Origin of the sequence: Streptomyces caniferus (genome assembly GCF_009811555.1) — a bacterium.
GTDB classification, from domain to species: domain Bacteria; phylum Actinomycetota; class Actinomycetes; order Streptomycetales; family Streptomycetaceae; genus Streptomyces; species Streptomyces caniferus.
This window is the reverse complement of the sequence record NZ_BLIN01000003.1, coordinates 136,738-162,706: the sequence shown is the minus strand read 5'-3', so window position 1 is coordinate 162,706 and position 25,969 is coordinate 136,738. Positions and strand designations below refer to the sequence as shown.

General features: G+C 69.9%; 28 protein-coding genes. 17 read left to right on the top strand and 11 right to left on the bottom strand.

Translation table 11 applies throughout. The features are described from left to right. Positions 1 to 12: 12 nt before the first annotated feature. Positions 13 to 1,125 carry a peptidoglycan-binding protein gene (locus tag Scani_RS09420; protein ID WP_371872329.1) on the bottom strand — a complete coding sequence of 371 codons (1,113 nt, stop codon included), beginning with the start codon at positions 1,123 to 1,125 and terminating at the stop codon, positions 13 to 15. Next, positions 1,122 to 1,751, bottom strand: a complete 630-nt coding sequence (locus Scani_RS09415; protein ID WP_159472259.1) for a hypothetical protein — start codon at positions 1,749 to 1,751, stop codon at positions 1,122 to 1,124. Before Scani_RS09415 ends, Scani_RS09420 begins: the two co-directional genes overlap by 4 nt. Positions 1,752 to 1,883: 132 nt before the next feature. Between Scani_RS09415 and Scani_RS09410 the strand changes: the two genes are divergently transcribed. The 5 genes from Scani_RS09410 to Scani_RS09390 all read left to right on the top strand — a co-directional run bounded on the left by Scani_RS09410 (position 1,884) and on the right by Scani_RS09390 (position 6,575). Beyond that, the gene (locus tag Scani_RS09410) at positions 1,884 to 2,570 is read left to right on the top strand and encodes a response regulator transcription factor (RefSeq protein ID WP_159472256.1); all 687 of its coding nucleotides are present in this window, start codon (positions 1,884 to 1,886) and stop codon (positions 2,568 to 2,570) included. An 8-nt stretch (positions 2,571 to 2,578) separates the two neighbouring features. Then, on the top strand, positions 2,579 to 4,105 hold the full coding sequence (locus Scani_RS09405) for an ATP-binding protein (RefSeq protein WP_159472253.1): 1,527 nt from the start codon (positions 2,579 to 2,581) through the stop codon (positions 4,103 to 4,105). Next, on the top strand, positions 4,102 to 4,596 hold the full coding sequence (locus Scani_RS09400; RefSeq protein WP_159472250.1) for a GerMN domain-containing protein: 495 nt from the start codon (positions 4,102 to 4,104) through the stop codon (positions 4,594 to 4,596). Before Scani_RS09405 ends, Scani_RS09400 begins: the two co-directional genes overlap by 4 nt. Before the next feature lie 171 nt (positions 4,597 to 4,767). Next, positions 4,768 to 5,226, top strand: a complete 459-nt coding sequence (locus Scani_RS09395; RefSeq protein ID WP_159472247.1) for an SRPBCC family protein — start codon at positions 4,768 to 4,770, stop codon at positions 5,224 to 5,226. Positions 5,227 to 5,456: 230 nt separating this feature from the next. After that, complete coding sequence (locus tag Scani_RS09390) at positions 5,457 to 6,575, top strand: M20/M25/M40 family metallo-hydrolase (RefSeq protein WP_159472244.1); 1,119 nt, start codon at positions 5,457 to 5,459, stop codon at positions 6,573 to 6,575. 207 nt (positions 6,576 to 6,782) lie between these two features. Here the strand turns inward: Scani_RS09390 and Scani_RS09385 are convergent, their stop codons facing one another. Beyond that, positions 6,783 to 7,049, bottom strand: a complete 267-nt coding sequence (locus tag Scani_RS09385) for a hypothetical protein (protein WP_159472241.1) — start codon at positions 7,047 to 7,049, stop codon at positions 6,783 to 6,785. 334 nt (positions 7,050 to 7,383) lie between these two features. Between Scani_RS09385 and Scani_RS09380 the strand changes: the two genes are divergently transcribed. After that, positions 7,384 to 8,307: a hypothetical protein gene (locus tag Scani_RS09380; RefSeq protein WP_159472238.1), complete on the top strand. Its 924-nt coding sequence runs from the start codon at positions 7,384 to 7,386 to the stop codon at positions 8,305 to 8,307. A gap of 186 nt (positions 8,308 to 8,493) precedes the next feature. Here the strand turns inward: Scani_RS09380 and Scani_RS09375 are convergent, their stop codons facing one another. Then, positions 8,494 to 9,963, bottom strand: a complete 1,470-nt coding sequence (locus tag Scani_RS09375; RefSeq protein WP_159472235.1) for an MFS transporter — start codon at positions 9,961 to 9,963, stop codon at positions 8,494 to 8,496. 24 nt (positions 9,964 to 9,987) lie between these two features. Between Scani_RS09375 and Scani_RS09370 the strand changes: the two genes are divergently transcribed. Beyond that, positions 9,988 to 10,437, top strand: coding sequence for a MerR family transcriptional regulator (locus Scani_RS09370; RefSeq protein WP_159472232.1), 450 nt, complete (start codon positions 9,988 to 9,990; stop codon positions 10,435 to 10,437). A gap of 16 nt (positions 10,438 to 10,453) precedes the next feature. Here the strand turns inward: Scani_RS09370 and Scani_RS09365 are convergent, their stop codons facing one another. Both Scani_RS09365 and Scani_RS09360 read right to left on the bottom strand, forming a co-directional pair. Next, positions 10,454 to 11,539: a hypothetical protein gene (locus tag Scani_RS09365; protein ID WP_159472229.1), complete on the bottom strand. Its 1,086-nt coding sequence runs from the start codon at positions 11,537 to 11,539 to the stop codon at positions 10,454 to 10,456. Positions 11,540 to 11,667: 128 nt separating this feature from the next. Beyond that, positions 11,668 to 12,411 (bottom strand): VC0807 family protein, encoded by a 744-nt coding sequence (locus Scani_RS09360; protein WP_246295653.1) that lies wholly within the window; start codon positions 12,409 to 12,411, stop codon positions 11,668 to 11,670. A gap of 268 nt (positions 12,412 to 12,679) precedes the next feature. Between Scani_RS09360 and Scani_RS09355 the strand changes: the two genes are divergently transcribed. Both Scani_RS09355 and Scani_RS09350 read left to right on the top strand, forming a co-directional pair. Continuing rightward, on the top strand, positions 12,680 to 13,267 hold the full coding sequence (locus tag Scani_RS09355; protein ID WP_159472226.1) for a TetR/AcrR family transcriptional regulator: 588 nt from the start codon (positions 12,680 to 12,682) through the stop codon (positions 13,265 to 13,267). Further along, positions 13,264 to 14,820 carry an MFS transporter gene (locus Scani_RS09350; protein ID WP_246295651.1) on the top strand — a complete coding sequence of 519 codons (1,557 nt, stop codon included), beginning with the start codon at positions 13,264 to 13,266 and terminating at the stop codon, positions 14,818 to 14,820. The genes Scani_RS09355 and Scani_RS09350 overlap by 4 nt, the downstream gene beginning before the upstream one ends. A gap of 187 nt (positions 14,821 to 15,007) precedes the next feature. Here Scani_RS09350 and Scani_RS09345 read toward each other — a convergent pair whose 3' ends face one another. Beyond that, the gene (locus Scani_RS09345; RefSeq protein WP_159472220.1) at positions 15,008 to 15,748 is read right to left on the bottom strand and encodes an SDR family oxidoreductase; all 741 of its coding nucleotides are present in this window, start codon (positions 15,746 to 15,748) and stop codon (positions 15,008 to 15,010) included. A gap of 374 nt (positions 15,749 to 16,122) precedes the next feature. On the opposite strand from Scani_RS09345, the gene Scani_RS09340 reads away from it, so the two are divergent. The 4 genes from Scani_RS09340 to Scani_RS09325 all read left to right on the top strand — a co-directional run bounded on the left by Scani_RS09340 (position 16,123) and on the right by Scani_RS09325 (position 18,276). Beyond that, positions 16,123 to 16,896, top strand: coding sequence for a vWA domain-containing protein (locus Scani_RS09340; RefSeq protein WP_159472217.1), 774 nt, complete (start codon positions 16,123 to 16,125; stop codon positions 16,894 to 16,896). Between the two features lie 275 nt (positions 16,897 to 17,171). After that, on the top strand, positions 17,172 to 17,567 hold the full coding sequence (locus Scani_RS09335) for a peptidase inhibitor family I36 protein (RefSeq protein WP_159472214.1): 396 nt from the start codon (positions 17,172 to 17,174) through the stop codon (positions 17,565 to 17,567). A 41-nt stretch (positions 17,568 to 17,608) separates the two neighbouring features. After that, positions 17,609 to 17,959, top strand: coding sequence for a VOC family protein (locus Scani_RS09330; RefSeq protein WP_159472211.1), 351 nt, complete (start codon positions 17,609 to 17,611; stop codon positions 17,957 to 17,959). 74 nt (positions 17,960 to 18,033) lie between these two features. Beyond that, on the top strand, positions 18,034 to 18,276 hold the full coding sequence (locus Scani_RS09325) for a hypothetical protein (protein WP_159472208.1): 243 nt from the start codon (positions 18,034 to 18,036) through the stop codon (positions 18,274 to 18,276). Between the two features lie 80 nt (positions 18,277 to 18,356). Here Scani_RS09325 and Scani_RS09320 read toward each other — a convergent pair whose 3' ends face one another. Further along, a complete protein-coding gene (locus Scani_RS09320; RefSeq protein WP_159475594.1) occupies positions 18,357 to 19,022 on the bottom strand; it encodes a nitroreductase in 666 nt (221 codons plus the stop codon). A 112-nt stretch (positions 19,023 to 19,134) separates the two neighbouring features. Here Scani_RS09320 and Scani_RS09315 point away from each other — a divergent pair. Next, a protein-coding gene (locus Scani_RS09315; RefSeq protein WP_371872328.1) for an IS5 family transposase occupies positions 19,135 to 20,090 on the top strand; the annotation gives its coding sequence in 2 pieces (ribosomal slippage) (positions 19,135 to 19,485 and positions 19,488 to 20,090; 954 coding nt in all). Here Scani_RS09315 and Scani_RS09310 read toward each other — a convergent pair. Together Scani_RS09310 and Scani_RS09305 are read right to left on the bottom strand one after the other, a co-directional pair. Then, positions 20,012 to 21,847, bottom strand: a complete 1,836-nt coding sequence (locus Scani_RS09310) for a hypothetical protein (RefSeq protein WP_167538063.1) — start codon at positions 21,845 to 21,847, stop codon at positions 20,012 to 20,014. The two genes, Scani_RS09315 and Scani_RS09310, sit on opposite strands and share 79 nt — an antisense overlap. 355 nt (positions 21,848 to 22,202) lie before the next feature. Further along, positions 22,203 to 22,367, bottom strand: a complete 165-nt coding sequence (locus Scani_RS09305; protein WP_159472205.1) for a hypothetical protein — start codon at positions 22,365 to 22,367, stop codon at positions 22,203 to 22,205. A 1,046-nt stretch (positions 22,368 to 23,413) separates the two neighbouring features. On the opposite strand from Scani_RS09305, the gene Scani_RS09300 reads away from it, so the two are divergent. Then, positions 23,414 to 23,587 (top strand): CsbD family protein, encoded by a 174-nt coding sequence (locus tag Scani_RS09300; RefSeq protein ID WP_159472202.1) that lies wholly within the window; start codon positions 23,414 to 23,416, stop codon positions 23,585 to 23,587. 180 nt (positions 23,588 to 23,767) lie between these two features. Here Scani_RS09300 and Scani_RS09295 read toward each other — a convergent pair whose 3' ends face one another. Beyond that, positions 23,768 to 24,325: a Uma2 family endonuclease gene (locus tag Scani_RS09295; protein WP_159472200.1), complete on the bottom strand. Its 558-nt coding sequence runs from the start codon at positions 24,323 to 24,325 to the stop codon at positions 23,768 to 23,770. A gap of 187 nt (positions 24,326 to 24,512) precedes the next feature. Here Scani_RS09295 and Scani_RS09290 point away from each other — a divergent pair, with 187 nt between their 5' ends. Both Scani_RS09290 and Scani_RS09285 read left to right on the top strand, forming a co-directional pair. Further along, the gene (locus Scani_RS09290) at positions 24,513 to 24,959 is read left to right on the top strand and encodes a GNAT family N-acetyltransferase (RefSeq protein WP_159472197.1); all 447 of its coding nucleotides are present in this window, start codon (positions 24,513 to 24,515) and stop codon (positions 24,957 to 24,959) included. A 64-nt stretch (positions 24,960 to 25,023) separates the two neighbouring features. Continuing rightward, positions 25,024 to 25,794 carry a tyrosine-protein phosphatase gene (locus tag Scani_RS09285; RefSeq protein ID WP_159472194.1) on the top strand — a complete coding sequence of 257 codons (771 nt, stop codon included), beginning with the start codon at positions 25,024 to 25,026 and terminating at the stop codon, positions 25,792 to 25,794. The last annotated feature ends 175 nt before the right edge of the window (positions 25,795 to 25,969 follow it).

The following is a 25,969-nucleotide window of genomic DNA, read 5'->3' as shown; positions in this document are numbered from 1 at the left end:
TCGGGGCCTGGGTCATTGTTCGGCCGCTCCGACCTTCATGCCCTCGGCCAGTCCGGCGCCGCTGACCTCGATCCGGCCGTCGGCCGTCAGTCCGGTCTCGACCCGCACCAGGTGTGTCCCGGTGCCCCGGATCACCTCCAGTCCGTAGCCGCCCTCGCGCAGCGCGACGACCGCTTCGACCGGCACCGTCAGCACGTCCTTCCGGCTCTCGCTGACGAACTTCACGCTCAGCGTGCCCTGTTGATCCTTCGGCTGGAGCTTGGTACCGCCGTCGAGCGTGATCTCGACCTCGACGCCGTTGTTCCCGGCGGAGTCACCGGAGCCGGTGGCGGCCCCGCCCTCCGGGGACCCGGCGTCCTCGGGGGCGACCGTCCCGCTGACCTTGCCGCGCGCCGTGCCTCCACTGGGCAGCGCGATCTCCACCTTGGTGCCCATGGTGGCCAGCGCCCGGTCGGCCTGGTCGAGGGAGGCCCGTACGACCGGTTTGGTGGAGGCGACCGTCAGCACCGGCTTCTCCGGGCCGACCGCATCGGCGAGTGCGGCGCCGGCGGCCACCACACGCACGGGACCACGCTGGAAGACGATGTCCCCCTTGCCGACCCGGCCATCGGCATCGTCCACCCCGAGGGACTTCTGCCACTCCTTGACGGCGGCCTTGGTCGCCTCGTCATAGCGGACATCCACATACAGCCGGGAACCGAAGCCCAGATCGCGGAGGTTGCGCTCCAACTGGAGGACGTCCGGGCCGCGGTCGCCGGCCTTCATCGCGCGGAACATCGGTGTCGGACCGTAGAGGAGGACCACCGGCCGGGCGTCGCGCTCATAGAGGCGCTGCCCGAGCGACACGGTCCGCCCCGGCTCCGCGGCCTTGGTGATCGTGCCCTCCACAGCGGACTTCACGACCCGGCGCTGCGCGTAGTCCAGGTGTCCGTCCACGGTCTTGCTCTGGACGAGGTCGGTTCGGGTGATCTCGGTCGTCGAGGGCGGTGCCTTAGCGTGCCGGCCGTCGGCCGAGTCGTCCTTGCCGGTGTCGGTGAGGAGCATGACACCGGCGGTCGCGGCGGTCGCGGTGACCGCCGCGGCCAGCGCGGCGAGCGGCCGACGGCGCTTTGCTGCGGCGCTCACTGCATGCCGTCCAGACCGTCGAGCAGCTTGCCCTTGCACGCCTCGCGGGCCTGCTTGTACGTGGGGGAGTCCTGGGACACCTCGGGCGAGGCGGGGTTCGCATCGCCTCCGGGAAGGACATTGCCGTCCCGCAGCTGCGGGTTGGTGAACTTCGATACGCCGTGGGAGCGCATGCACTTGGCGTGCGCGAGCATCGACTCGTATTCCTTCTGGGTGTCGCGGCGCGGCTCCAGCTTCGCGGCGTCGAGCATGTCCTTGGTGCACACGCCGTCCTTGCCGCCCTTGCTGATCTCCTCGTTGCCCGGCTTCTGCTGGAGCTGGTCGATCTTGGACCAGTCGAGGTAGCCGCTCAGCTTGGGGCCGGGGAAGTCCTTCTCGACGTTCTTGCGCATGCACTGGACGTACTTCATCTGTGCGTCGTAGAAAGCGCTCTTTCCCTGGGCCGCACCGCCCGCGGTATCGGGTCCGTCCTTCGACTCGCTGGTGGAGGGCGCATCGCCGACCGAGGCCACGCCGTCGTCCGAGGACTCGGCACCGCCGCAGGCGGAGGTCAGGACGAGGGCGGGCACGGCGATCAGCAGCGCAAGGCGCGCTGCCCGGGAGCGGGAGGATGTCTGCTGGGTCATGTGGCTAATTTCCGAGCCGAAGTTGGTGGTCGTTCCATGGCCGCATGATGAGAACGTAACAATGCCGCCGGATCGCTCCGTCGCCCTGTGGATAACTCCTGAGCTGCAGAAACCTCGCCCATAATCGGCGGCATGCCGCATGTGTTGCTGATCGAGGACGACATGTCCGTACGGGACGGAATGGAACTGGTGCTGCGCCGGCACGGCCATGAGGTCGATGCCGTGGCCACCGGTGAGGACGGCCTGCAATTGCTGTCCCGCCCGCGCGGCGGCGGCATCGAGATCGCGGTGGTCGACCTGATGCTGCCCGGTATCGACGGCTTCGAGGTCTGCCGCCGCATCCGCGGACGCGGCCAGCTGCCGATCATCATGCTCACCTCGCGAGGCGACGACCTGGACGTGGTCAGCGGTCTGGAGGCCGGCGCCGACGACTATGTGGTCAAACCGATCACCGGCCGGGTGCTGGAGGCCCGTATCCGGGCGGCCCTTCGCCGGGCCGGTCCCGTCACGCAGACGGACAGCGACGACTTCGCCGGGCTCGTCGTCGACCGGGCCGGCCTGACCGTCACCAAACACGGCACCCCCGTCCCCCTCCCGCCCACCGAGCTGCGGCTGCTGCTGGAGCTGTCCGCCTCCCCGGGCCGGGTCTTCAGCCGCGAACAGCTCCTCGATCTCGTCTGGGAACACGACTTCCTGGGCGACTCGCGGCTGGTGGACGCGGCGGTCGGGCGGTTGCGCGCCAAGCTGGAGGACGTCCCCGCCAAACCGCGCTACATCCAGACGGTGCGCGGCTTCGGCTATCGCTTCGGGCCGCTGTGAGGGCCGCGATGAAACCGGCCGGGAAGACCGCCCCGGGGACGGACGCGCAGACCGCACCGAAGACGGCAGGGGACGGCGGGCGGGCCCGGCGCCGGCTGCCGCGCGTCGACGGGCTGCGCGGCCGCCTCCTCGTCACCGTCGTGGTGGTCGCCCTGATCAGCGCGGTCACCGCCACGGCACTGGCGTACCGGGAATCGCGCGAGGCGGTCCTCAAGCGCGCCCAGAACGCCGCCGTGGACGACTTCCGCAGCCGGGTCGAGCAGCTGGTGCCGGAACTCGACGTCCCCACCGACCCCCGGTCCATGGCCCGCTTCGCGAGCAAGGTCTCGTCCGGCATGCGCGGCTCGCTCGTCGTCGTCCAGTACCGCGACTTCACCGTCGGCTCCGACCCGTCCGCCGACCGGACCCGGATCACCCCCGAACTCCGCGTGGCCGTTCGCGCTCACACCCAGGTGTCCCTGCAACGGGTGCTGTACGCCGGGAAGCCCTGGCTCGTCCTCGGCGCGCCGGTCGGCCTCGGCTCACCGTCCGGTCCGGGCGCCTCCGCGCATTCCTCCGGCGTCGAGATATTCGCGGTCGTCTCCCTGGCGGAGGAGGAACGCGACACCGCCGAGCTGGTGCGCAGCGTCCAGGGCGGCCTGGTGCCGGTGCTACTGCTGGCCGCCGTACTGGCGCTGCTCGCCGCCCGTACGGTGCTGCGGCCGGTCCGCCGTCTGGCGCGGGCCACGCGCCGGCTGGCCACCGGGGAGCTGAGCATCCGGGTCGAGGAGAAGGGCCACGACGAACTGGCCGAGCTGGCCCACACCTTCAACGAGACGGCCGGCACGCTGGAGCACACCGTCGGCGAGCTGCGCGAACAGGAGGCCCTGGCCCGACGCTTCGTCGCCGATGTCTCCCACGAGCTGCGCACCCCGCTCGCCGCCATGACCATGGTCAGCAGCGTGCTGGAGGAGGACGCCGACCAACTCACCCCGGACACCGCACACGCGGCCCGTACGGTCAGCGCCGAGACCGCCAAGCTGGCCCGGCTCGTCGACGACCTCATCGAGATATCCCGCTTCGACGCCCGGGCAGTGTCGCTCACCGTGCACGAACTGGACCTGGCCGAGGCGATACGCGCCACGCTCGCGGCCCGCGGCTGGACCGACCAGGTCGAGGCCGATCTCCACCCCGGCATACGGGCCCGGCTCGACCGCCGCCGCCTGGACGTCATCGTCGCCAACCTCGTCGGCAACGCCCTGCGGCACGGCGCACCGCCGGTGACCGTCACCGTGCGGGCCGCGGACGGCTGGCTGACCCTCTCGGTCGCCGACCACGGCCCCGGGCTGCCCCCCGAGGCCGCCCGCCATGTGTTCGACCGCTTCTACAAGGCCGACAGGGCCCGCGCCCGCTCCGAGGGAAGCGGCCTGGGGATGGCCATCGCCCTGGAGAACGCGCGCCTGCACGGCGGCACCATCGAGATCGAGCCCCAGGCACCCGGCACCGGCGCGGTCTTCACCCTCCGCCTCCCGCTCCGTACGGACTCCGCCTCATGACGCGCTCCCGCACCGCCTTCCTCTGCGCTCTGCTCGCCCTTGCCGCCGCGGGCTGCGGCATCCGCCCCACCGGCGTCACCAACGGCGGCACGGCTCCCTCCGGGATCTCACAGGGCATGCGGGTCTACTTCGCTTCCGACAGCGGCCCGCGCGGAGTCTCCCGCCCTGCCACCACGGTCGATCAACTCGACGACGCCTTCAAGCTGTTGGCCGCCGGTCCCACGTCCGGGGAGCGGGCGAACGGGCTGGCCAATCTCGTTCCCGAAGACGCGGGGCTCAACGCCACCGCCGACCGCGGCAACGTCACCATCCACACCACGGGCTCCTTCGTCGGGTCTCCCGGGGACCAGAGCACCGGCCAACTGGTCTGCACCCTCGCCCGTGCCGAGGTCCTGATCCACGGCACCCGCCCTGACAAGGTCCAGGTGACCCTTGTCGGGGACGAAGGCCGCGTCGGCCCGTACCAGTGCCAGCAGTTCCTGCAGGGCTGAGCCGTCGGAGACGGGAACCTCCCCGTGCGCCGGCGGAGCCGGAAGCGACCCCGGTCGGAAAAAGTCGTGGGCGCGCTGTCTGAGCAGCCGGCTGTCGGGCACCCGGTGAACCACGCGAGATGCGCGCGCGGGTCCTGTGCCCGCGGAAGTCACCACTGAGGAGGCGTAGCAATGAGCACGGTGAAGGAGACGGTGGACGTCGAGGTCCCGGTCCACACCGCCTACAACCAGTGGACGCAGTTCGAGGAGTTCCCGAAGTTCATGGAGGGCGTCGAGAGGATCACGCAGCTCGACGACCGCCACAACCGCTGGACGACCAAGATCGGCGGCGTCCGACGGGAGTTCGACACCGAGATCGTCGACCAGCTCCCGGACGGCCGGATCGCCTGGCGTACGACCAGCGGCGACACCCGGCAGAAGGGACTGGTCAGCTTCCAGCGCCTGGACGAGACGCACACCCGGGTCGAGCTCGTGATGGACGTCGAACCCAGTGGCGCGGCGGAGAAGACCGCGGACGCGACGGGAACCATCGCCCGGCGCGTCAAGGGCGATATGCGGCGCTTCAAGGACTACATCGAGCACCGCGGTGCCGAAACCGGAGCCTGGCGCGGCCGCATCACACCCGGCTGACCCGCCCGCTCCGGGTGGGGCGGCTGCCGCGATCAACGGCAGTCGCCCCACCGGCAGCCGCCGCAACGGCTGTCGTCGCACGGCCCGCCGCGGGAACCACCATGGCAAGGCGATCCATAGGCCACGGCAGCGGCGAGGACGCGCTGTTCATGTCGTGCAGGTGCTCCACCCTCAACCGACGTGCCTCATCAGCCGCGGCGGTATGTCCCGCGGGCGTCTACCTTTGCCGCATGACGATGCACAAGACCGCCCAGGCCACCCACGCCGCCCGGGCGAGCGTTGACGCGATGATCGAGGACCTCAGGACACTCGTCGAAATCGAGTCCCCCTCGCGTGATCTCGATGCTTTGAGGGCGTCGGCCACAGCGGTCGCCGCGGTCATCGAGAGCCGCCTGGGCGGCCGGGCGGTCCTCGTGGAGAGCGAAGCCGGGCCGCATGTCCACTGGTCAGGTGGTGGCGATCCCCGAGTTCTGATCCTCGGTCACCATGACACGGTGTTTCCGCTCGGCACCCTTGAACGCCGCCCGTTCAAGGTCGAAGACGGGCAGGCAACCGGGCCCGGGGTCTTCGACATGCTGGGCGGTCTGGTGCAGGCCATCCATGGCCTGGCGACTCTCGACGACTGGTCGGGCGTGGAGATCCTGGTGACCGCCGATGAGGAGGTGGGCTCCCGCTCCTCCCGTGCTCTCCTCGAAGAACGCGCCCTGGCCTGCGGCGCCGTACTCGTGGTCGAGGGAGCCGCCGAGGGCGGAGCCCTGAAGACCGGCCGTAAAGGCTGCGGCACGTTCCAGGTCTCTGTCACGGGCCGGGCGTCGCACGCGGGTCTCGAGCCCGCCGCCGGGGTCAATGCCCTGATCGAAGCCGCGCACCAGGTACTGGACATCGCCGCGCTGGGCCGACCCGACGTGGGCACCACGGTGACCCCGACCGTCGCGTCCGCGGGCACCCTGGACAACGTCGTGCCCGCAGCGGCGACCGTCGTCGTCGACGTCCGGGTCGAGTCGGCCGATGAGAAGGAACGCATCGAATCCGCCTTCGCGGCGCTGGCCCCGCATCTCGATGAGGCGGAGGTCGCGGTTGCGGGAGCCGTCAGCCGGCCCCCGATGCCCGAGTCTGCCTCGACCGAGCTCTTTGCGCTGGCACAGAAGCTGTTTCCCGGGATCGAGGGCAAGGCGGTCGGGGGCGGAAGCGACGGCAATTTCACGGCCGCACTGGGGGTGCCCACCCTTGACGGCCTCGGGGCGGTCGGGGGCGGCGCGCACGCCGACCACGAGTACCTGGTGATCGATGCCATGGCCCCGCGCGCGAACCTCATCGCCGGCCTGGTGAGGGCGCGCCAGAACACCTAGGCCAAAGAGAACGTCGTAGCGCACATCCGCGACCTGCCGCGATGCCGCCCTGGGCAGCACTCGCTGTGCCGCCCCTGCCACCGAACGTGCCGACGGGCAGCGGCCCTGCCCTGGCGCCCCGGAACCGTGCGGTATGCGGCATGCAAGATGCCCGGGAGGGGGAATCCCGGGCATCGGCTTGCTTGGGTCGTCACGAGGCGACGCTCATCAGTAGCCGTAGTAGCCACCGAGGCCGTAGAGGTCGCCGTAGCCACCGAGGCCGTAGATGACGACGACGGTGTAGTCGCCGTAACCACGGCCATGGTCGTGGTAGTAGCCCCAGTCATGGCCGTCGTCGTGGCTGGAGTAGCCGGACGGGACATGTGTGGGGGCAACGGCGGACGCCGTCCCGGCGGTGGCTACCGCGGCGCCACCGGCCAGCAGGAGGCCTCCTGCGGTCAGAGCGATGGCTCGTGTCAATCGATTGGTGGACATAGGTCCACACCTTCTTATTGCTAGGGATCTGGCGGCCCGCCACCCGACGATGAGTCCCCGCACGGGGCGAGAACTGGAGGTCCGGTGCTGCCCCTGGATGAGCCGCCTCCTGGTGGTCACCCCACAGGCAGGTCGGATACGCCGCATATGTTCTCTTACGTGGAGCTTACACCTGCGTCTGAAGCGGCTCAAAACGCGATAGGGACGGAATGTCATGCATGGTGCAAGAAAGTGCAGGCAGGGTCGCGCTGAGGTGTGCCGCCGGCCGCGCCCGACCGGCGTCCAGCGCGTCAGGTTGGGAACCGCGCCGTACATAGCTGCGTGATCATCAAACATGGTCGGGAAGAAGGAAGCCGGGCGGACAGCCGCCCACCTTGCGGCGGTGGGGCTCGTCGGCTGTGCCCTGACGGCCGTTCAATTCCAAGCGGTGCTGACGGCGCTCTTCGTCCACGGAACGACAGCGCTCGTGGTCGTCCTCGCCGTCGGACCGCCGCTCGCCGTCGCCCTCCTCGCAGGCCTCGGCGTATCCGCGCGCCCGGTCGTGCCGCTCACCCGCAGGGCGCGCGGCCTGTGGGGGTGGGCGACATCCGTATACGCGCTCGGCACGCTCGGGGCACTGGCGGCCACCATGCTGAATCGGCAGGTCAACAGCTCAGGAAACGTCTTTCTGCTCTACCCGGCGGGCGGGATCTGCTACGCGCTCGCGGCCGCACTTCTCGTGCCGGGCACGCGGACGAGGCTGACCGCAGCGGCCCTTGCGGTCGCCCTCGCGGCCGGCGGCTCCTACGTCTCCTGGCAGGCCGCACAGCCGCCCACACTCGACGAATGGATCGGCGCCAACGGCGTGGACCGTGCCCTGTTGCGTGTCGGCGAGCCGCCCGCCGGCTACACGCTGGACGCCAGGGGAGCGAGCGCCGAGGGCTTCGGCGCCGGCTACCTACGGCCCGGTGCGCCCGAACTGCATCTCACCGTGGAGCGGATCGGCCGCGACACCCGACGCGTGGATGCGCGCGGCTGTCCCGTCCCGGTCGGTGAGGTGGTTCATTGCGCGGACGACGGCGGTGGCCGCCAACTCGTGACGTACGAAGGCGACTACGAACGGCGGGAGTTGCGCCTGCGCAGGAGCGGGCTGGTCCACACCGTCACCGTGCAGGGCAGGCCGGCGGATCTGTCCGCGGCCCGGCACATTCTGTCGACGCTCAGGCCGGCGACCGACACCGAGCTCGCCGGCCTCCTGAAGCTGCCGATGCGCGGATGACCCGCGTCGGCGTCGCCGGTCCCACACCTCACGGCGCGACGCACCCTGCCCGCGCCAAGTTGCCCTTCGTGCCGCGCCGTTGACACGTTCGACGCGTGGGAGGGAAAGGACGGACGATGCCGACCCGACTCCCTGTCACCCCGGTCAGGGGCGGGCACGATGGCGGGGCCCGTCCCGCCCTGCCGGTCACCGGCGCCCGGCAGGCGCGGTCCGAAGAGGCGCACCATGGTTCACGTCCTCGAACCATTCCGCCGCCTGCGCCGCGGTGTCCGAGGCCCAGCGTCCGGTGCTGAGCACCCCGAGGGCCACGATTCCCAGGCCCAGTCCGAGCACCATCCACCAGACGCCGTGCTCCGCGCCGATGAACTCCGTCCCGTTGCGGGGCGAGGCGGATCCCACGATCGTGCCGGAGACGGCGACGCCCAGGGTGGTGCCGGTCTGCCGGCCAGCGGAGGCCAATGAGGTGGCCACCCCCGCCATCGAGCGGGGCATCCCGGAGACCGCTGTGTTGGTGATGGGCGGATTGACGGTGCCCAGGAAGACGCCGAACAGTACGTAGACCGCGAGCACGATCGGTAGGGCCGTGGCCGGTCCGAGCCGGAGCGATGCGCCGCCGCCCAGTGCCAGCGCACCCCCGGCGACCACCAGCGGCAGTCTGGGGCCGTGTGCGCCGATCAGCCGGCCGGTGAACGGAGACAGCACGAGGACCAACGCCCCGACCGGGAGCAGACACAGCCCGGCCGTGAACGCCGACAGGCCCCGCACGTCCTGCAGGTACTGGCCGGTCACGAACAGGAACGCGCCGAACCCGCACAGGGCGAAGACCGCCATCACGAGCGCCGAGCTGAACGGCACACTGCGGAACAGGCGCAGCTCCAACAGCGGGTCGACGCGGCGCGGTTCGTAGACGAGGATGCCGAGCACGCCGAGCACCGCGACGGCGAGCAGGCCCAGGATGACCGGTGAAGTCCAGCCCAGCTCCCTGGACTCGATGATCGCGAAAACGACGCTGCCCAGCACCAGGATCACCAGGGCCTGGCCCACCAGGTCGAACCGGCGTGCCCGGGGAGCACGGGACTCGGGTACGAACAGCGCGGTGCACACGAGCGCGGCGGCCACGATCGGCACATTGATCCAGAAGATGGCGTGCCAGCCGAAGCCGTCGACCAGGGCGCCGCCCAGGATCGGCCCCAGCGCCAGCGACAGGCCACTCACCGAGGCGAACACGCCGATGGCCCTGGCGCGCTCTGCCGGGTCGGGGAACGCGGTGGCGACGATCGCCAGCGCCACCGGGTTGAGCATCGTGCCGCCGAGGGCCTGCAGCGCCCGCGCCGCGATCAGCCAGCCGATGCTCGGTGCCAGACCGCACAGCAGTGAGCCGCATCCGAAGGCGGCGAGGCCTGTCTGGAAGATCCGTCGACGGCCGAATCGGTCGGCGGTGGACCCGGCCAGCACGAGGAAGCCGGCGAGCACCAGGGTGTACGCGTCGACCGTCCACTGCAGGCCGGACTCCGAAGTGTGCAGGTCGCGACGGATCGACGGCAGCGCGACATTGACGATGGAAATGTCCATCACTACGACGACCATGCTGGTGCAGCAGATCGCGAGCACCAGGAGCCGACGACGAGGACTGAGCAAAGGGATGTGTTCGGGCATGTCCAGGACGCTAAGTTTTAGAGCGTGGTCGAAGTCAACGGACAATGTCGCGAACCCGTGCCCGAGGCAGGGCTGAGCATCGCCGAGGCCGCTCGCCGTACCGGAGTGAGCGCTCATACCCTGCGTTACTACGAACGCGCAGGACTGGTCGTCACGCCCGTCGACCGCACCCACGGCAACCGACGCCGCTACCGCGCGCTCGACCTGAAGTGGATCACCGTCTGCACCAGACTGCGGGCGACCGGCATGCCCATCAAGGGCATCCGCCGTTATGCCGAGCTCGTCGCGGCGGGCGGGGGCAACGAAGTCGAGCGCTTGCAGGTGCTCGAGTCGCATCGTGACCAGGTGCTCGCCGACCTCGCCGAACTCCAGGAGAACCTGAGACTCATCGACCGCAAGATCGACGTCTACCGGGGCCGGCTCGCCGCGGGCGATGCCGACCAGCTATGGGCACCCCACCGCACGCCCGGGTGATGGCTCCCCGGTCGCCCTACCCGACGGGCCGGCGGTCGACGGGGGTGAGCGGGGTGCGGATGACCACCGCCCTGCGACGAGGGCCGGACCACGGGGCCGGTACCGCCTCGATGTCGTACGCCAACCGGTAGGCGAGGGCCTCGTAGTTGACCCGCCAGCCACGGAAGTGGAGCCATGCCTCCTCCGGGGTGCGCTCCATGGGATAGCCCTGGGAGCGCATCCGCTCCACGCCCCGCAGGTAGTCCTCGTAGCCGAGCCGCAGTGTGTCGTCCGGGCGGGGATCAGGGTCGTAGGGGATGCCCTGGATATCGGCGATGTCGCGCAGGCAGATGAAGCCCGCCCGCAGCGCCATCCGCACCTCGGCCTGCGGCTGGGAGGGGTTGAAGGACAGCCGCAGGGCCGCGGCGTCCATCACCGACAGCAAGGCGATCAGCCAGTTGCGGGTCGCCTTCGGGGACCGGAAGTGGATCAGGATCGGGTAGGTGGTGTGACTCTCGCTCACCCCGGCGCTCCACCGCTCCCAGTTGCGGAAGAGCTCGGTGAGGTTGTCCATCACTTCGACCTGCGCATAGCGGGCGAGGATCTCCGGCCCCCAGGGCGGACTGCCCGCTCGTGCCTGCAGCAGGGTGACCTCGGTCTCCCTGCGCTGGTAGGCGCCGTAGAGCGCGGGCAGATAGCCGACCTGCAGGCCGATCACGACCGGGCCGGTGACGGCGGCACAGAAGTCGATGGCATTGAGCGTCACGCGATTGCCGCTGGCGAATCCGAGTGTGAAGAGCGAGGAACCCGACTCGGTCAGCGCCTCCCTGATGCCGAGCCGGCTCACCGCCGCCTCCAGCAGCGCGTAGCCGACCATGAAGCACGCCAGCCAACTGATCAGCGTGACGACGATGGCCAGCGGCGCCATGGGCGCGAGCACCCGGTCCTTGGCTTCGGCACTCGGCAGACGGTCGGCCACCAGCCGGAACGGCCACCGGACCAGCCACTGGACGAACCGGCTGAGGCCGGAACGCGTCGGCCGGGGAATCACCAGCGAGTGCAGCATCGAGGAGAAGACCCCGAGCACGACGACGGCACCGGCAATGCCCAGCAGTACGCGCACCGCAGTCCGCTCCTTCCGCACCCCGCCTCGATGGGGGAAGCGTACGGGGCACCGTGCCCGGGATCTCGTCGACCCGGCGGTGGAACGCACGCTCCGGAGCCGTCACCGGCCCCGGAGCGAACGGCGGGTCAGCCCGCCGCGGCGGCCGCAGCGCGCTCTTCACCCTTGCGCCGCGACCGCTTGCCGTACATGGCGGTCCACACGGCGAGGAGACCGAGGACGACGTAGGTCAGCACCGGGCTCAGGACCACCATGGTGTCCGTGCTCAGCGTGTACGCCAGCGCGATCCGGGCCACGGCCTCCAGGCAGTAGCTCACGCCCCAGACCGCAGTCATCGTGCGTAGGGTCGTGCGGAAGCCCTCGAACTGCCACAGGCCGTTCCACCAGGCGGTGCTCTCCGCGGTGCCGTCGGTCGCGAACTTGCGGCCGAAATAGAACATCAGCGGACGCGGCGCCAGCAGCGTCGCAAGGCACAGCAGCCCGAACAGCCCCGTGACCCCTGAGTCCTTGACCAGCAGGGCGCGTGACGAGTGCGCGCCCAGGAGCGACACCACGGCCGTGAGCGCCAGGAACGTCAAGGTCACGACGGCGAATTCGTCGAGACGGCGGCGCCACGCGAGGTGGACGACGCTCTCGAGCACGGGCCAGGCGCTGCCTCCCAGGAGCGCGGCGAACTCGCTCCAGCCGTGATCGCGGAGCATGTTGTAGGTGATGATCGGCGCCACGACGTTGAGCCCGATGGTGAGCACCCAGCCGAGGGCGGCGGCGCCCTTGGACCGGGCCGGTGGCGCCGGGCGCTCAATGGCCGGAGCTGCCCGCGTGTCCGGGGCGGGTGGAGTGCTCTGCGTCGCGGTGGTGTCCTGAGCGGACATGGTTCCCCCTGAAGTGCCTGGTGAGTGAGACGAAGTGAACGTAGAGCAGGCCGGGGGCGAGGAACAGGGGCCGCATGCCAAATGATCACTAAATCTGTCCGGAACGATTGGTTCCGCACACGTGACGTGCTGCGCGTTGTGCCTTGCGTGGTGGGCATGGGTGTGCGGTCTTGGGTGTGGGGCGTGGGGATGTGGCGTCGAGCTGCGGGGAGTTGAGGTGGCGGGAGGCGGAGTAGACACTGTCTACGTACTCTGGTAGACAGTGTCTATGAACGATCAAGACGCGGGCCTGCGGGCGCGGTTGGTCCAGGTCGGTGTCGACCTGGTGGCCGAGGAAGGGACGCAGGCGCTGACGCTGCGGGAAATCGCCCGCCGGGCCGGGGTCTCGCACGGGGCGCCACGGCGCCATTTCCCGACCCATCTGGCGTTGCTGTCCGCCATCGCGCGGGAGGGTTTCGCCGACCTGGCCCGCAAGATCACAGAGGAGGCGGGGGACGGCCGGGCCGGTCCCCGTGCCCAGCTCACGACGCTCGGCCGCAGCTACCTCGACTTCGCACGGAACCACCGCGGCATGTTCGAGCTGATGTTCCGTCATGACCTGTTGGAGAGCAACCAGCTCGGCCTGCGGGAGACCAGCCTGCCGCTCTTCCGCTTCCTCGTCGATCTTGTCGCCCGGGCGCTCCCCGAGCCGCCCGGCCCCGAGCCGGCGGTCGTCGCGGGCGCTCTGTGGGCGAACCTGCACGGCATGGCACAGCTATGGGGCTGGGGAAGCCTCCAACTCGCCACCGGTTCCGCCGACATCGAGCCGCTGCTCCAGGCCGCACTGGACGCCCACCTCGGGCCGGCGGACCGGTGACCGCGCTACTCCACCGGCGCCTCACCCTCGCCGGCAGTATCACCGGGGCCGTGCTCGTCGCCCTGGACGGCACCGTGCTGACCGTTGCCCAGCCCACCCTCGAACGGGATCTGCATGCTTCGTTCGTGCAGGTCCAGTGGACCAGCACCGGCTACCTCATCGCCGTGGCGAGCCTGCTCGTCTTCGCCGGCCGGCTCGGCGACCGGTACGGCCACCAACGGCTCTTCGCCCTCGGGATCCTGGGCTTCGCCCTCGCCTCGGCGGGGATCGGACTGGCGCCCGGCATCGGCTGGGTCATCGGCCTGCGGGTGGCCCAGGGGATCTGCGGCGCGCTCCTGCAACCGGCCACCCTGGGGATGCTGCGCGCCACCTATCCGCGCGATCAACTGGGTATGCCGATCGCCCTGCGCACCAGCGCGATCGGGCTGTCGGCCGCCGCGGGCCCCGTCATCGGCGGGGCGCTGGTCGCCCACCTGGGCTGGCGAGCCGTCTTCTTCCTCACGGTGCTGCCCGCGCTCGCGACCGGCGTACTGGCTCTGGCCGTCCGCGTCCCGGCGGCGACCGTACCGGCACCGGTGGCCCCGACGATCCCGGTGCCCCCGCGGGTTCCGTCGGCCGGCGCGACGGACACCTCCCTCGCCGCCCGCCTCGACCTCCCCGGGGCCGGCCTGCTCGCGCTGTCGCTGCTGTGCCTGGTACACACCCTCGTCACCTTGCCGGAAACGGGCTGGACGGTGGTCACGGTGACGGGAGCGGTCGCCGCCGCGGCAGCCTGCGGCGCGTTCCTCCGGCAGGAACGGCATACCGCACATCCTCTGGTGCCGCTCGGTTTCCTGGGTGCGCCGCCTGTCGCCGCGGCCCTGGTCGTCCTGCTCTCCGCGTCGGCCGCCATGTTCGGCACACTGCTCGTCAGCACCTATTTCCTGCAGGACGTCCTGGGGCTGGACCCGTTGCAGAGCGCCTTTCGGGCCCTGCCCCTGGCCGCGATGATGGTGCTGGGCGCGCCGGTCGCGGCCGTACTCCAGCGTCGGTACGGTGCCCGCCGGACGACCATGGCGGCGATGGCCCTCCTCGTCCTCGGCATCCTGGTGCTGTCCCACCCCGGCCAGGCAGCGACGACGCCGGTCATCTGTGGTGGGTTCCTCCTGCTGGGAGCAGGGTTCGGCACGGTGATGGTCACGGCGACAGCTGTCATCGTGCGCCAGGCGTCGGTGGACCGCGCCGGGATGGCCGGCGGACTGCAGCAGACCGCCATGAACATCGGTCCGATGCTGGGCGTCGCCGTGGCCACCATGCTCATGACCTTCACGGCACCGGGCACGGCCGGAGGAGAGCCGACCGCCGGCGGACCGCACCGGACCCCCGAGGCCTTCACCTCGGCCATGGGCACCACACTGCTGGTCCTCGCATCCCTCGCCGCGCTCGGAGCGTCGGCCGCGGCCGCCCTGTCGCGCCGTACGAAGAACACCGGGGCATCGCGGCCGCCCACCACCGCCACGGCCCGGAACGGCCGGGAACCCGCCGGAGCGAGTTCCCGGACGGCGGATGAGTGAACGTCGGAGTGCCGCTTGCGGCATGTGGCGGCATCGTCTGCGGGCCACCACCGCCACTGCCGCGACAAGGGCAACGGCTACGGCGACCGTCCCGGCCCCCCCGCACCGCGGCCTGGAGGCTCCGCCTGGCCGCCTGCGCCGGTACGCGCCTCGGCGTCCTCCGCGGCGGGCAACCGGCGATCACCGGTCATCGGGCCCTCTGGACCCAGTCCCGGTAGTGCGTGGGCGCCAGGTGTGCGTGCGGTCCCGCGATGAGTACATCGCCGGTGACGACCGCGAACATGCCGGCCCGGTCGTCGGTGACCACGGGCCGGTCGTCGTTCTGTGCTGCCAGGGTGACCCTGCCGAGTTCGTCGAGAGCGAAGACGTCCGGGCCGGCCACCTCGTGGATGCCCTGGAGCGGGTCGCCGGTGGCCACCTCGACGACCGCGTCGACGACATCGGCGGAGGCCATCGGCTGGATGCGGGTGGCGGGCAGACGGACGGTCTTGTCGTCGGAGGTCCATGACAAGACCGCGTCCATGAACTCGAAGAACTGGGTGGCGCGCACGATGGAGTACGGCGTGGGTCCCTGACGGAGCAGCTCCTCCTGCAGGGTCTTGGCCCGGTAGTAGTCCAGCTGGGGCACATGGTCCACGCCGACGATCGACAGGATGACCTGATGCCGGACACCGGCGCGCTCCCCTGCGGCGAGGAGGTTGGTCATGGAGGTACGGAAGAAGTCCAGGGACGCGTCGTCGAAGGTCGGCGAGTTCGCCAGGTTGATCACGACTTCGGCGCCTTCCAGGGCCTGGTCCAGGCCCTGACCCGTGATCAGGTCGACACCGGTGGACGGCGCCGCGGGGGAGGCCTGGTGCCCCGCTGCGTTGAGCTTCTGGACCACCTGCGAGCCGATCAGCCCGGTACCGCCGATCACTGTGAACTTCATGGCTGTCACCTTTCACGGCGCGACGGGGCACGCCAGGGGTTCATGGAGGACGCGTCCCTCCTCGGCCGTATTGTCCGAGCACGTCCCGCTTGCCCTCCTGCGCGACACCCCGAGCGGGCAGCGCGGCCACCCGGAGCGGTCAGTGACCTGGGGGAGTGGAGGCACCTGCCTGACGGTTGCCCTCGCGGGTGTCTCCTGCGGCGAGTGACGGACATGCGGAGGGCGGAGCCCGTCGGGTTCGCTCGCATGTGGTTGCGTCCCGTGCCCCCGTACTCACTCAAGAAGAGACAGCGAAAGGCAACTGTGGTCATCGCAAAGGGAATTATTGGTCAAGGGGAGGTGTGAGCCGGTCGGCTCGACGACAATCTGTGCGCATGGCCATCGACTATCGCAAGCGCCCCCGGATCGACTACCGCAAGCCGGTCAAGGCGCCGGCCGCGGCAATCAGCCTGGAAAAGGTTTCAGGCCGGGCCCCCGGGCTGGTCAGTCTCTATAAGACGGCCGCGGTCTCGTTGGCCAAGCATCAGGTCGGCGGCCGGCGTGCCGCCGTGTACCTGGTTCTGGACCGTTCCGGGAGTATGCGGCCCTACTACCGGGACGGCTCGGTACAGCATCTGGCGGAGCAGGTGCTCGCCCTCGCGGCCAACCTCGACGACGACGGGGTGGTCCCGGTCTTTTTCTTCTCCACGGAGATCGACGGGACAGCCGAGATCAGCCTCGACGCCTACCAGGGTGTGATCAATCCTCTGCACGATTCCATGGGCCATATGGGTCGTACGAATTACCACGTCGCCATGCAGGCCGTCATCGATCATTACCAGTCGTGCGGAGCCGGCGATCCGGCCTTCGTCGTCTTTCAGACCGACGGATCTCCCACTTCCAAGGCCGCTGCGGAACATGTCCTGTGTACGGCCGCGAAGCTTCCGATCTTCTGGCAGTTCATCGGCTTCGGCGACGACGAATTCCGCTTCCTGCACAAGCTCGACGACCTGCCGGTGCCGAGCCGACGCGTCGTCGACAACGCAGGGTTCTTCGCCGCCGGACCGTCACCCAAGGCTCACCCTGACGCAGTCCTCTACGACGAACTGCTGCAGGAGTTCCCGCTGTGGCTGACCGCCGCTCGCACCGGCGGCATCGTCAGAGGGTGAAAAAGGGCCTTTGCTTGGCGGGGCATCACGCCATGAAGAACGATACGTATGGCGTGCGCGCCCCGACGCCCATGCAACACCTGATCACGCGATAGCGCGAGACGTCATCACGCCAATGGGGGCGTCGCCCCGACCAGGCCTCATGGCCAAGTATCACCCCAGTGCTCATGAGTGCTCATGCAAAGCATCCACGCTTCGGTAAATTGGGTATCTCCCTGTCTGGGAATGCTGCGCTTCCCGCGGCCATTCCCCACTCAAAGATTCGGAGCAGGCCATTGATCCGCAAGCGTGAAAAATCCCTGACCAGCATCGCTGTCGCGCTCGTACTCGGCGCCGTCGGATTCACCGCCCCGGCTCAGGCGGCACCGAGCTGCCCGCAGGAAAGCCTCTGCTCCTACAGCGGGCCCGGCCTGTCGGGTGACGTCACCATGGTTCCCGCCTCGAACATCGAGAGGGCGGGAACCAATGGTGTGCAGCTGCCCGCTTCGGCGCGGTCGTTCTTCAACGGCACACATTTCACCCTTCGCTACGGCCCCGCCCGGCAGGCGACCTGTGTCCGCTTCCCCTGCTATCAGTACGCCACGCTCGGGAAAATCACCCCCGGAGCGCAGGTACAGAATCTCCCCTCTGCCGCGAGCGGCATCACCGTGGGACAGGATCTCGGCGACTGATCAGCATCCCCCTACGGGACGACGGCCCGGCATAGCGGCGCATGCGGCTGCTCTCACTGACGTCCGACTGCCCCGACCCCGAGTCGGTGGCGGCGTTCCACCAGCGGGCCACCGGGCTCGAACTCCACGGTGAATCCCACGCCGACTTTGCCGGACTCGGCCGCCCGGACCGGCTCTTCGTCGGGTTCCAGTGGGTCCATGACCACCAGCGTCCCCGCCGACCCGACCCGACCGGGCCGCAGCGGGCCCAGCTCGATTTCTCGACCATCTCGGCGGAGGCGTTGTCGGATTTGGACTCCCGCGCGTCCGCGCACTGCCTGCCGCTTCCGCAAGGTGAAAGACCACCTGAAGGCCGGGTGGTGTGTGTCTCAGCCGGGTCGAGCATGGCGTAGGGGAGCCCGGGTACCGGGTCAGGACACACCATCCGGCGCCGCCGGCCGATACCCGCCAAGGAGGCACCGCACCGATGTCCCGACGTGACACGTCCAGCGAAGACGGCACCCCAGTGCCCCACGACCTTCCGAGCCACCAGGCCGACGCTTCGAGTCAGGTCCCTGACCCGTGGGACCCCGAACTGTCGGAGCACGAGAGCGAGGGGCCGGACGAGACGGTTCCCGACACCGATCAGGCAGGCACCGGACGGACCGGGGTTCCCAAGGCCCCGGGCGTCCGTTCCGACCAGCCCGTCCCGCACGAGCCGGTCGACTGACGTCGACCGAGCGCTGAGGGGGCGCCCTGCTGACAGGGCGCCCTACTAGGGGCTGTCCTGTCGATCTCGGCCTTCAGCGGTCACACTCCGATGAAGCTCACCGTTTCCGTCATGCCCGCCCGCCCGGTACGCAGCCTTGGCACGCCTTCCTTCTCAAATCCCACTGAGATGCCGCAGAACAGCACGAGCCCGTCATCGGCTCCGACTGTTCGGCTGACGGTCTTGCGGTACATGGTCCACATCACCTGGGGGCAGCTGTGCAACCCTTCCGCCCGCAGCAACAGCATGACCGTCTGCAAGTACATCCCCGCGTCACCCCACTGTCCGGGCCCCATCGTCCGGTCGAGGTAGCAGAACAAGACGACCGGCGCCCCGAACGCCTCCGAGTTCAAGGTAGCGATCTTCTGGGGCCGGTCGGGGTCATCGCGTTCAATCCCCAGCGCTTCGTAGCGCTGAGCCGCCGCAGCGGAGAAGCGGTCCAGATATGGCGAGGTCAGTTCGTCCGGGTACATCGGATACTCCCGCTCATCACCCGGGTCTCCCGCCAGTGCCCTGGCGGTCGCGCGCCTCTTCAGTTCGGCCAAGGGTTCGCCTGTCACGACATACACATGCCACGGCTGGAGGTTCCCACTGGACGGAGCCCGCGTCGCTGCGGTCAGCACTCGCCCGAGTACCTCCTTGGGCACCGGCTCATCGCTGAACGCCCGCACGGCCCGGCGACTGTATACGGCCTCATACACATCCACGTCTTCGCGTCCTCTCATCAACCGGGCTCCTCCACCGTATTCAGCGGTCAGCACCGAGCACCGCCAGGGGCTGGACGACGTCCCGACGATCAGTCCAGTCGTTGATAGGACTGTGGGAGACAGAGGTGACTTGGCGGATGCTCAGTGGGCGCGGCTGGAGCCGCTTCTACCAGTGAGCAACGGGCGTTGCGGCAGGTGGCGGGACCACCGCCAGGTCGTGAACGGGGTGCTCTACCGGATACGTACGGGCGTGCAGTGGCGTGATCTGCCGGAGCGGTACGGACCGTGGAAGACGGTGCACGAGCGGCATCGCCGCTGGTCGGCGGACGGAACGTGGGAGATGCTCCTCCAGCAGGTTCAGGCCGAGGCGGACGCGGCCGGCGAGATCGACTGGGACACCTCGGTCGACTCGACGTCCGTGCGCGCGCACCACCACGCCGCCGGCGCCCGGCACGCTCCGCCGCCCGCCGTCAAAAGGGGCTTCGCCCGGGCGGTCAAAGCCGCTCGGATCCGGGCGGGACTGATCGACCGGCTGGCGGAGGCGGTGCGGGAGGGGAGGCGCTCGGCCGCTCACGCGGCGGGTTCACCACCAAGATCCACCTGAGTGCGGACGGTCACTGCCGGGTGCTCTCGCTGGTCATCACGCCCGGACAGTGCGCCGACTGCACCCAGTTCGAGCCGGTCATGGACAAGATCCGCGTGCCGCGGCGGGCTGCCGGCAGGCCGCGCACGAAGCCGGACAGTGTCAGCGCCGACAAGGGCTACAGCAACCGCCGAACCCGCCGCTACCTGCACAGACGAGGAATCCGGCACGTCATCCCGGAGAAAGCTGACCAGGCCGTCAACCGGGTCCGACGCGGCAGGGCCGGCGGTCGGCCGCCCGACTTCGACAAGGACCGCTACAAGAAGCGCAACACCGTCGAACGGGCGATCAACAAGCTGAAGGCCTTCCGCGCGGTTGCGACCAGGTTCGACAAGCGCGGCTATGTCTACCGGCTCCTGTGCTCGGGCCAGGGAAAGCCGAGCGCCTCGGCGTACGCGGGGCTGCCGCCCCTGACCTCCGCGTAGGTCTTCGGGTCCGCCGTGGCGAGGCGGTGCAGGGCGGCGGCAGCCTGGTCTTCCGGAGGAGAGCCGTTGTCAGGGAGGCGCCAGAGGAACTGCAGCCACGGGCCGTCCTCGTCCCTCTGCCCGGCGGCAAGGCCCGGCCAGTAGGTGAAGGACAGCACGGTCACGTCCGGGTCGGTGAAGTCGGTGCCGATCCAGCCTCGCCGGGCGTCCCACTGGGTGAGGAGGCTCGGCCGTTTGCGCAAGCCCGCGGAGATGAGCCGCGCGGTGTTGCGTGCCGGCCATGCCCATGAGTGGTCGTTCTCGGCGCGCGCGATTTCGGCATCGTAGGCGGCCGCGTCGAAGCGGTATACAGGGAGCTCGGGCAGGGGCCGCCGGGAAGGCGGCACGGCCGGGCGGCGCCAGTCGCGCCATACGACATGTTCCCCTTCGCGGCAGATGGTGACGTAGAGCGCACCGCAGCACCCCTCGGTGCAGTAGGCCTCGGCAAGCTGCACTTCGCGGGGTTCGGCCGTGGCCCGTAGGCGGCCGGTGTGGAGAAGTTCCTCGGGGGAGTTGGCGGGGCCCAGGCCGAAAGCCTCCGGCACCAACGGGCGGCCGTCGAGCAGCAGTCGGGTCTCCACGGTGGCCGGGTCCGTCGGGTCGCGCACGGTGGCCTCGATCTGGAGCCGGGCCGCTGCGGGGCGGCGGGCGAACGGCTGCCGTGCCGTGCGCTGCAGCCAGCGGGCCCGGTGGCATTCGGCGGGGTCGGCTGGGGGCTCAGCGGCCAGGACAGCAGACCAGTCGGACGAAGTCAGCACCGACTCCAGAGTGTCCAGCAACCCCTCGCGCTGCCCGGGCCGCCAATCGAGGAGCACGCTGGGTCCGCTGGAGAGATCGAGGGCGAGCGAGAGCAGAGTCGCGTAATGGGGGAGGCTCGGGGGCAGTTGGGAGGCTCGCGTGACGAGGGCCTCGTATGCGAGGACGGCCTCAGGGTAGGCGAGGATCTCCGCCTGGTAGTCCTGCTGACTGGTCATCCGGAAGAGCAGCCGGCCGGCCTGGGCGAGGACGGCCGGGGCGACGGGATCCTTGCGCAGGATGTCGGCGAGCCGGACGGCTTCGGCGATCCTGCGGGAGGCCGAGGGCCCCACCGTACGGGGATCGAGGGGGATCGCCAGGAGCCGGGCACGGGCGGATCGGTCATCGCGCGCGGCGAGGGCGTCGACCAACTGGCGCAGTTCCCTGCCTTCGGCGTATTGGCCCAGCCACACCAGTGCGGCGCTCGGGCGGTCCAGGGCGTCGAGCGTCTCGACGACCGGGCGGGCGAAACCGTGCAGCAGGCCGAGGACTTCGAGACGGGGAACGTCCTCCGGCTCACCGAGGCGGGCCAGGAGACCCAGGCCGACGGCCACGGCCGATGTGCTGGTGCCCTTGCCCACCAGATGGCGGCCGAGAGCGCGGGCAGCCGTCTCGTCCGCCAGGGGCACTTGGGCGACCGCGGCCAGGAGGTGACGATCCGCTGCACCCAGTTCCTGGAGGCGGAGGTGGATCTCATCGGCCGCACGGGCGGTGTCCGGGTCGGCCGACAAGGGGGCGAGAAGCTCGGTGACGGCTGCTTGCGTTTCTCTCCGGCCGGGGTTGCCACGGCGTTCCGGCATGTCGGGCAGCCGGTAGCCACCCTTGGGCCGGCTACCCCCGGGCTCCGCGCGATGCAGGCGCAGGGCGTACTCGTACAGGGAGGGACGAAGGGTGGTGGCGCCACCCTCTGCCGGGGCGCTCACCGGGTGGGGTGGGGCTCGCTTCCATAGGTCATGAGGGGATCCTGCCAGGCACGGTGGGGCGTGCACCAGCGGATTTCATGGACCGAGCGAGACCTGAACCATCGCGGGGGCCAGTGCTGGGAATTGCCTCCCGGCCAGCGCGGGAACTGCCTCCCGGCTATTGCGGAGAACCACTCACGGGCGCCCCTTCGCACCCACTGGCAGAGCCGACCGGGGCAGCCGGCCGCCGTCGAAGACGGCCACTGCGCATCCCGGTGGAAGAACCGTTGGCTGGATTCTCCGGTTGAGTTCGCGTCGACACAGGGGGCGGGGGACCGATGCCACTGCCCCGATGTGTCGAGCCAAGTCTGTCGGTCTATCGCCCCTCGGGGAGATCGGGCTGGGACCGGCCCGAAGCAGGGAAGCCGGAATCGTCGTCGTCCTGGTCGGTGCCCCCGTACGGCTCGCCCTCAGGGTAGGCAGGCTCCACGAACACCTTCGTGTAGTCGGGCTTGGCCGGGCGGGGGAAAGGCGGGTTCATTCGGGCTCCGGGTTCGTGGCTGCGATCAGCCCATGCTGGGGGGTAAAACGTCACATCCGCTACCGACCACCTCAGGATCTGCCCTGAGGCGCGCGGGCGCGGGAGCGGCCGTTTTTGGGGGTAGGGAGGGCGGTGACGAATCCGGCTTCGACATGAACAGCGGCTGCTTGCCACGGTCTCGGGCAACGGTGCTGACATGGGAAGAGCCGTCCGACGTCACGACCTCCAGAGGAAGTATCCCCCACGCGCAGCACTTCGTCTTCCGCATTCCCGTGGCCGAGCTACGACTTGAGTCCTGCACCTGCCTCCGGCCCGGGCTCACAGGCGCAACGCCATCGGAATTCGCGCGTTTCCGCAGCTCTGGCGCGCCTGACAGCAGGAACTCGAGAACTGCTCGTCGCGCCCGCGCTTCGGCACCGAATCGGCGGCAGGCCCAGGGCGAGTCGCCGAGAACAGCGCGCGGCCCGCCCCGTCAGCCGCCGGAGAGGCAGAGGGCCGACTCGGGCAGGGTGGGCTCCCACGACATGTGGGGGAGACAAGCTCGCGCAGCTGCTGGAACGAGCCGGGCTGGAAGTCGTGGGGGACTGGCGGCCCGAGGACGTGCTCCCGCCGCGGGCCGCCTGGCGCACGATCCGTTCGGGTGGGAACGAGGGCGGGGGCGGGGCAGAAGGAGAAGGCGAGACAGCGGTCGAGCCGGCCGTGACCGTGCGCAGGGACCGGCCCGACCTCGCCGAGTCCTGCGACGACGCACCCGCCGACATGTTCCTGGAGGTGTGGCAATGGTGGACCGGCAGCCTCAGCACGCCCGACCGGCCGCATGGCCACCCCAACTTTCCACGACGTGACCTCCTTCGCTACGTCGAGGACCCCAACCCGCGGATGCGTCAACTGGCCCTGGAAGAACCGGACTCTACGGCCGAACTGGTCGGCCGTGCCGAGCCCGCTGCCCGGACAAGAGGGCTGCCGGGGCAGGCGTTTGTTGGGCTTCGGCAGGGGCAGGCGATCTTGCGTCAGGGAAACACACCAACGCGAGAAGGAGTGCGACCATGACCGCCACCGACAAGATGACGGCCAAGACCAAGCAGGCCAAGGGCGCCGCCAAGGAAACCCTGGGCCGTGCCGTGGGCAACGAGCGGATGACCGCCGAAGGCCGTGTCGAGCGGGCGACGAGCGATCTGCGCCAGGCCGCGTCAAAGGCCGACGAGGCACTTCGCCGGTGACGACGCCACCTCGTTCCTCGGACAGAGGTGGCCCGCCCATCAGAGACTCAGGCGGTGGCCCGCAGGCTTTCCTGCGGGCCCCCGCCTTTTGTGGGACACCGCATACGGACTCCGGTGGGGGCGCATGCGGTGCCCGGCTGGGTGGGGATGCGGCCCGTCGAAGACTGTGCGCGCGGGCAGTCAGAGGCCGCTGGTGTCGAGGTCCAGGCCGAACGGCGCGGGGATGTGCAGGGTGGTGCCGTACGGATGAGGTCCGTCGGAACGGGTGTAGCCGAGCCGGCCGGGCTCGGAGTAGAGAATGACGGAGCGTTCCTGGCGGTCGACCAGGAGGTAGAGCGGCGCCCCGTACTCGGCGTACCGGCGCCGCTTGACCACACGGTCCGTATCGCCGTTCGACTCCGAGGTCACCTCGACGACGAGCAGCGTGTCCGCCGGGAGCAGGGCCCCGGCGCCCTTCGCCGCCGCGGTCGGCACCACGGCGATGTCGGGGACGTACCAGTTGGACGAGCCGGGCAGGTCCAGGTTGCCGCTGCCGGTGACGCAGTCGAGTTCACGAGCGCGAGCGCGGATCTGGTCGCGGACGACCTCCGCCGCCGCTTCGTGGTCCCAGGTCGGTGACACGGGCTCGATGACCCCTTCGACGATCTGGGCTCGATCGCCCTTGATGTGCTGGACGGCGAATTTGAGGGCTCGCTCGGGGTCGACACCGGCGGTGTAGTCGGACGGCGCTTCGGTCATCGGTGCGTCCTTCGGGGCAGGCCTGCTCGGTCGTCCCAACTTAGCGCCCGCGGCAGGTGGACGGGGCGTTTGGACAGTGTCCGGAGCGGCTGCAGCTCGTGACGGTGTGCCCTTTCCGAGGCAGCGACGGCGCGCCGGGATGACAAACAGACTTGACGTCCGGGGTGTGCTCGGGTCTCCTGCTGCGATGTCTCACCTTCATATCCAGCAGCCGGACGGCGACGCCGCGTTCAAAGACTGGCAGCACGTGCACAACGTGATCATCCCTACCCACCTCCTGTCTCTGGACGAGGTACGGGAACGCAGTCAGCGCCACCACCTGGAGGTCGCGTACCTCGGTGACGTGCTCGTGGGGTGCAGCACGGTGCGTCCGCCGACGGACGACTCGCGGACGGCCACGGTCATCGCCCGCGTGCTCGCCGCTCATCGTGGACAGGGGCTGGGCGAGGAACTCTATGCGCGAGGGCTCGACCGGTCCCGGGAGCTGGGCGCCGAGGTGATCGAGACCGTCGTCCTGTCCTCCAATGAGGAGGGACTGCGGTTCGCACGGAGGCACGGGTTCGTCGAGACCGAGCGATACCTGCTGCCGGGGGACACCATTCCCTGGATCGACCTGCGGCTCGCCGGGGCCTGACGTGCCGGGGACTCGTTTGTCTTCCTCGTGGGCTGCCCGGCAGGCTCGGACATAGGCTGCCGTGGTGAACCGACACATATCGTTCGATCGGCTGCACAACTTCCGTGACCTCGGCGGCTACTCCAATGACGAGGGCTGTGTGGTGCGCAGGGGGCGGCTGTTCCGCTCCGACTCGCTGGCCAAACTCCGGGGCGAGGACTGGGACCGGTTCCTGGCCCTGGACATCGGCACCGTGATCGACCTGCGCTACGACTGGGAGATCGCGGCCAAGGGACGGGTCCCTGATCACCCGTCATTCGCCTACCACCATCTCAGCGTCGAGCACCGCCCCTACGACCAGCCGAGCCTCGGCCCGGAGGTCGAGACCGGACCCTTCCTCGCCGAGCGGTACATGGAGGTCGCACACGACGGCGTCGAGGAACTGGGCCGGGCTCTCAGGGCGATCGCCGCCGCCCAGGACCGCCCGACCGTGTTCCACTGCACTTCGGGGAAGGACCGCACCGGTCTGTTGGCCGCCCTTGTCCTGGGTCTCGTAGGGGTTTCCGAGGCCGACATCATCAAGGACTTCGCGCGCACCGAACTCGCGACGGAGCGTCTCCTCGCCGACTGGCGGGCCGACCACCCCGGTCAGGAGCCGACCTGGCCCGGTTACGGACGGGCGCCCGAGGACGTGATGCGGTTGTTCCTCACGGACCTGGCACAACGGTACGGATCCGTGCCCGGGTACACCGCCGACCTGCTCGGCATCGACGACGAGGTGGTCGCGGCCCTGCGGCGCAATCTGCTCGAACCGGCTCCGGCGGCTCCGGGACCGGAGGCCGTACCACTCTCCTGACATTGGCCATGCCGTTGAGGCCGATGGCCGGTGCACACTCTCCGCCAGTGGCATGGACGAACGGCACACGAGAGGCAACGGGCGTGGACGAGAAGGTTTCGGAGCGGTACGAGCGCACACTCCAGCGGCGTCGAGAGAACCACGCGGCAGGCGTACCGGCACCGCCCCGCGCGAG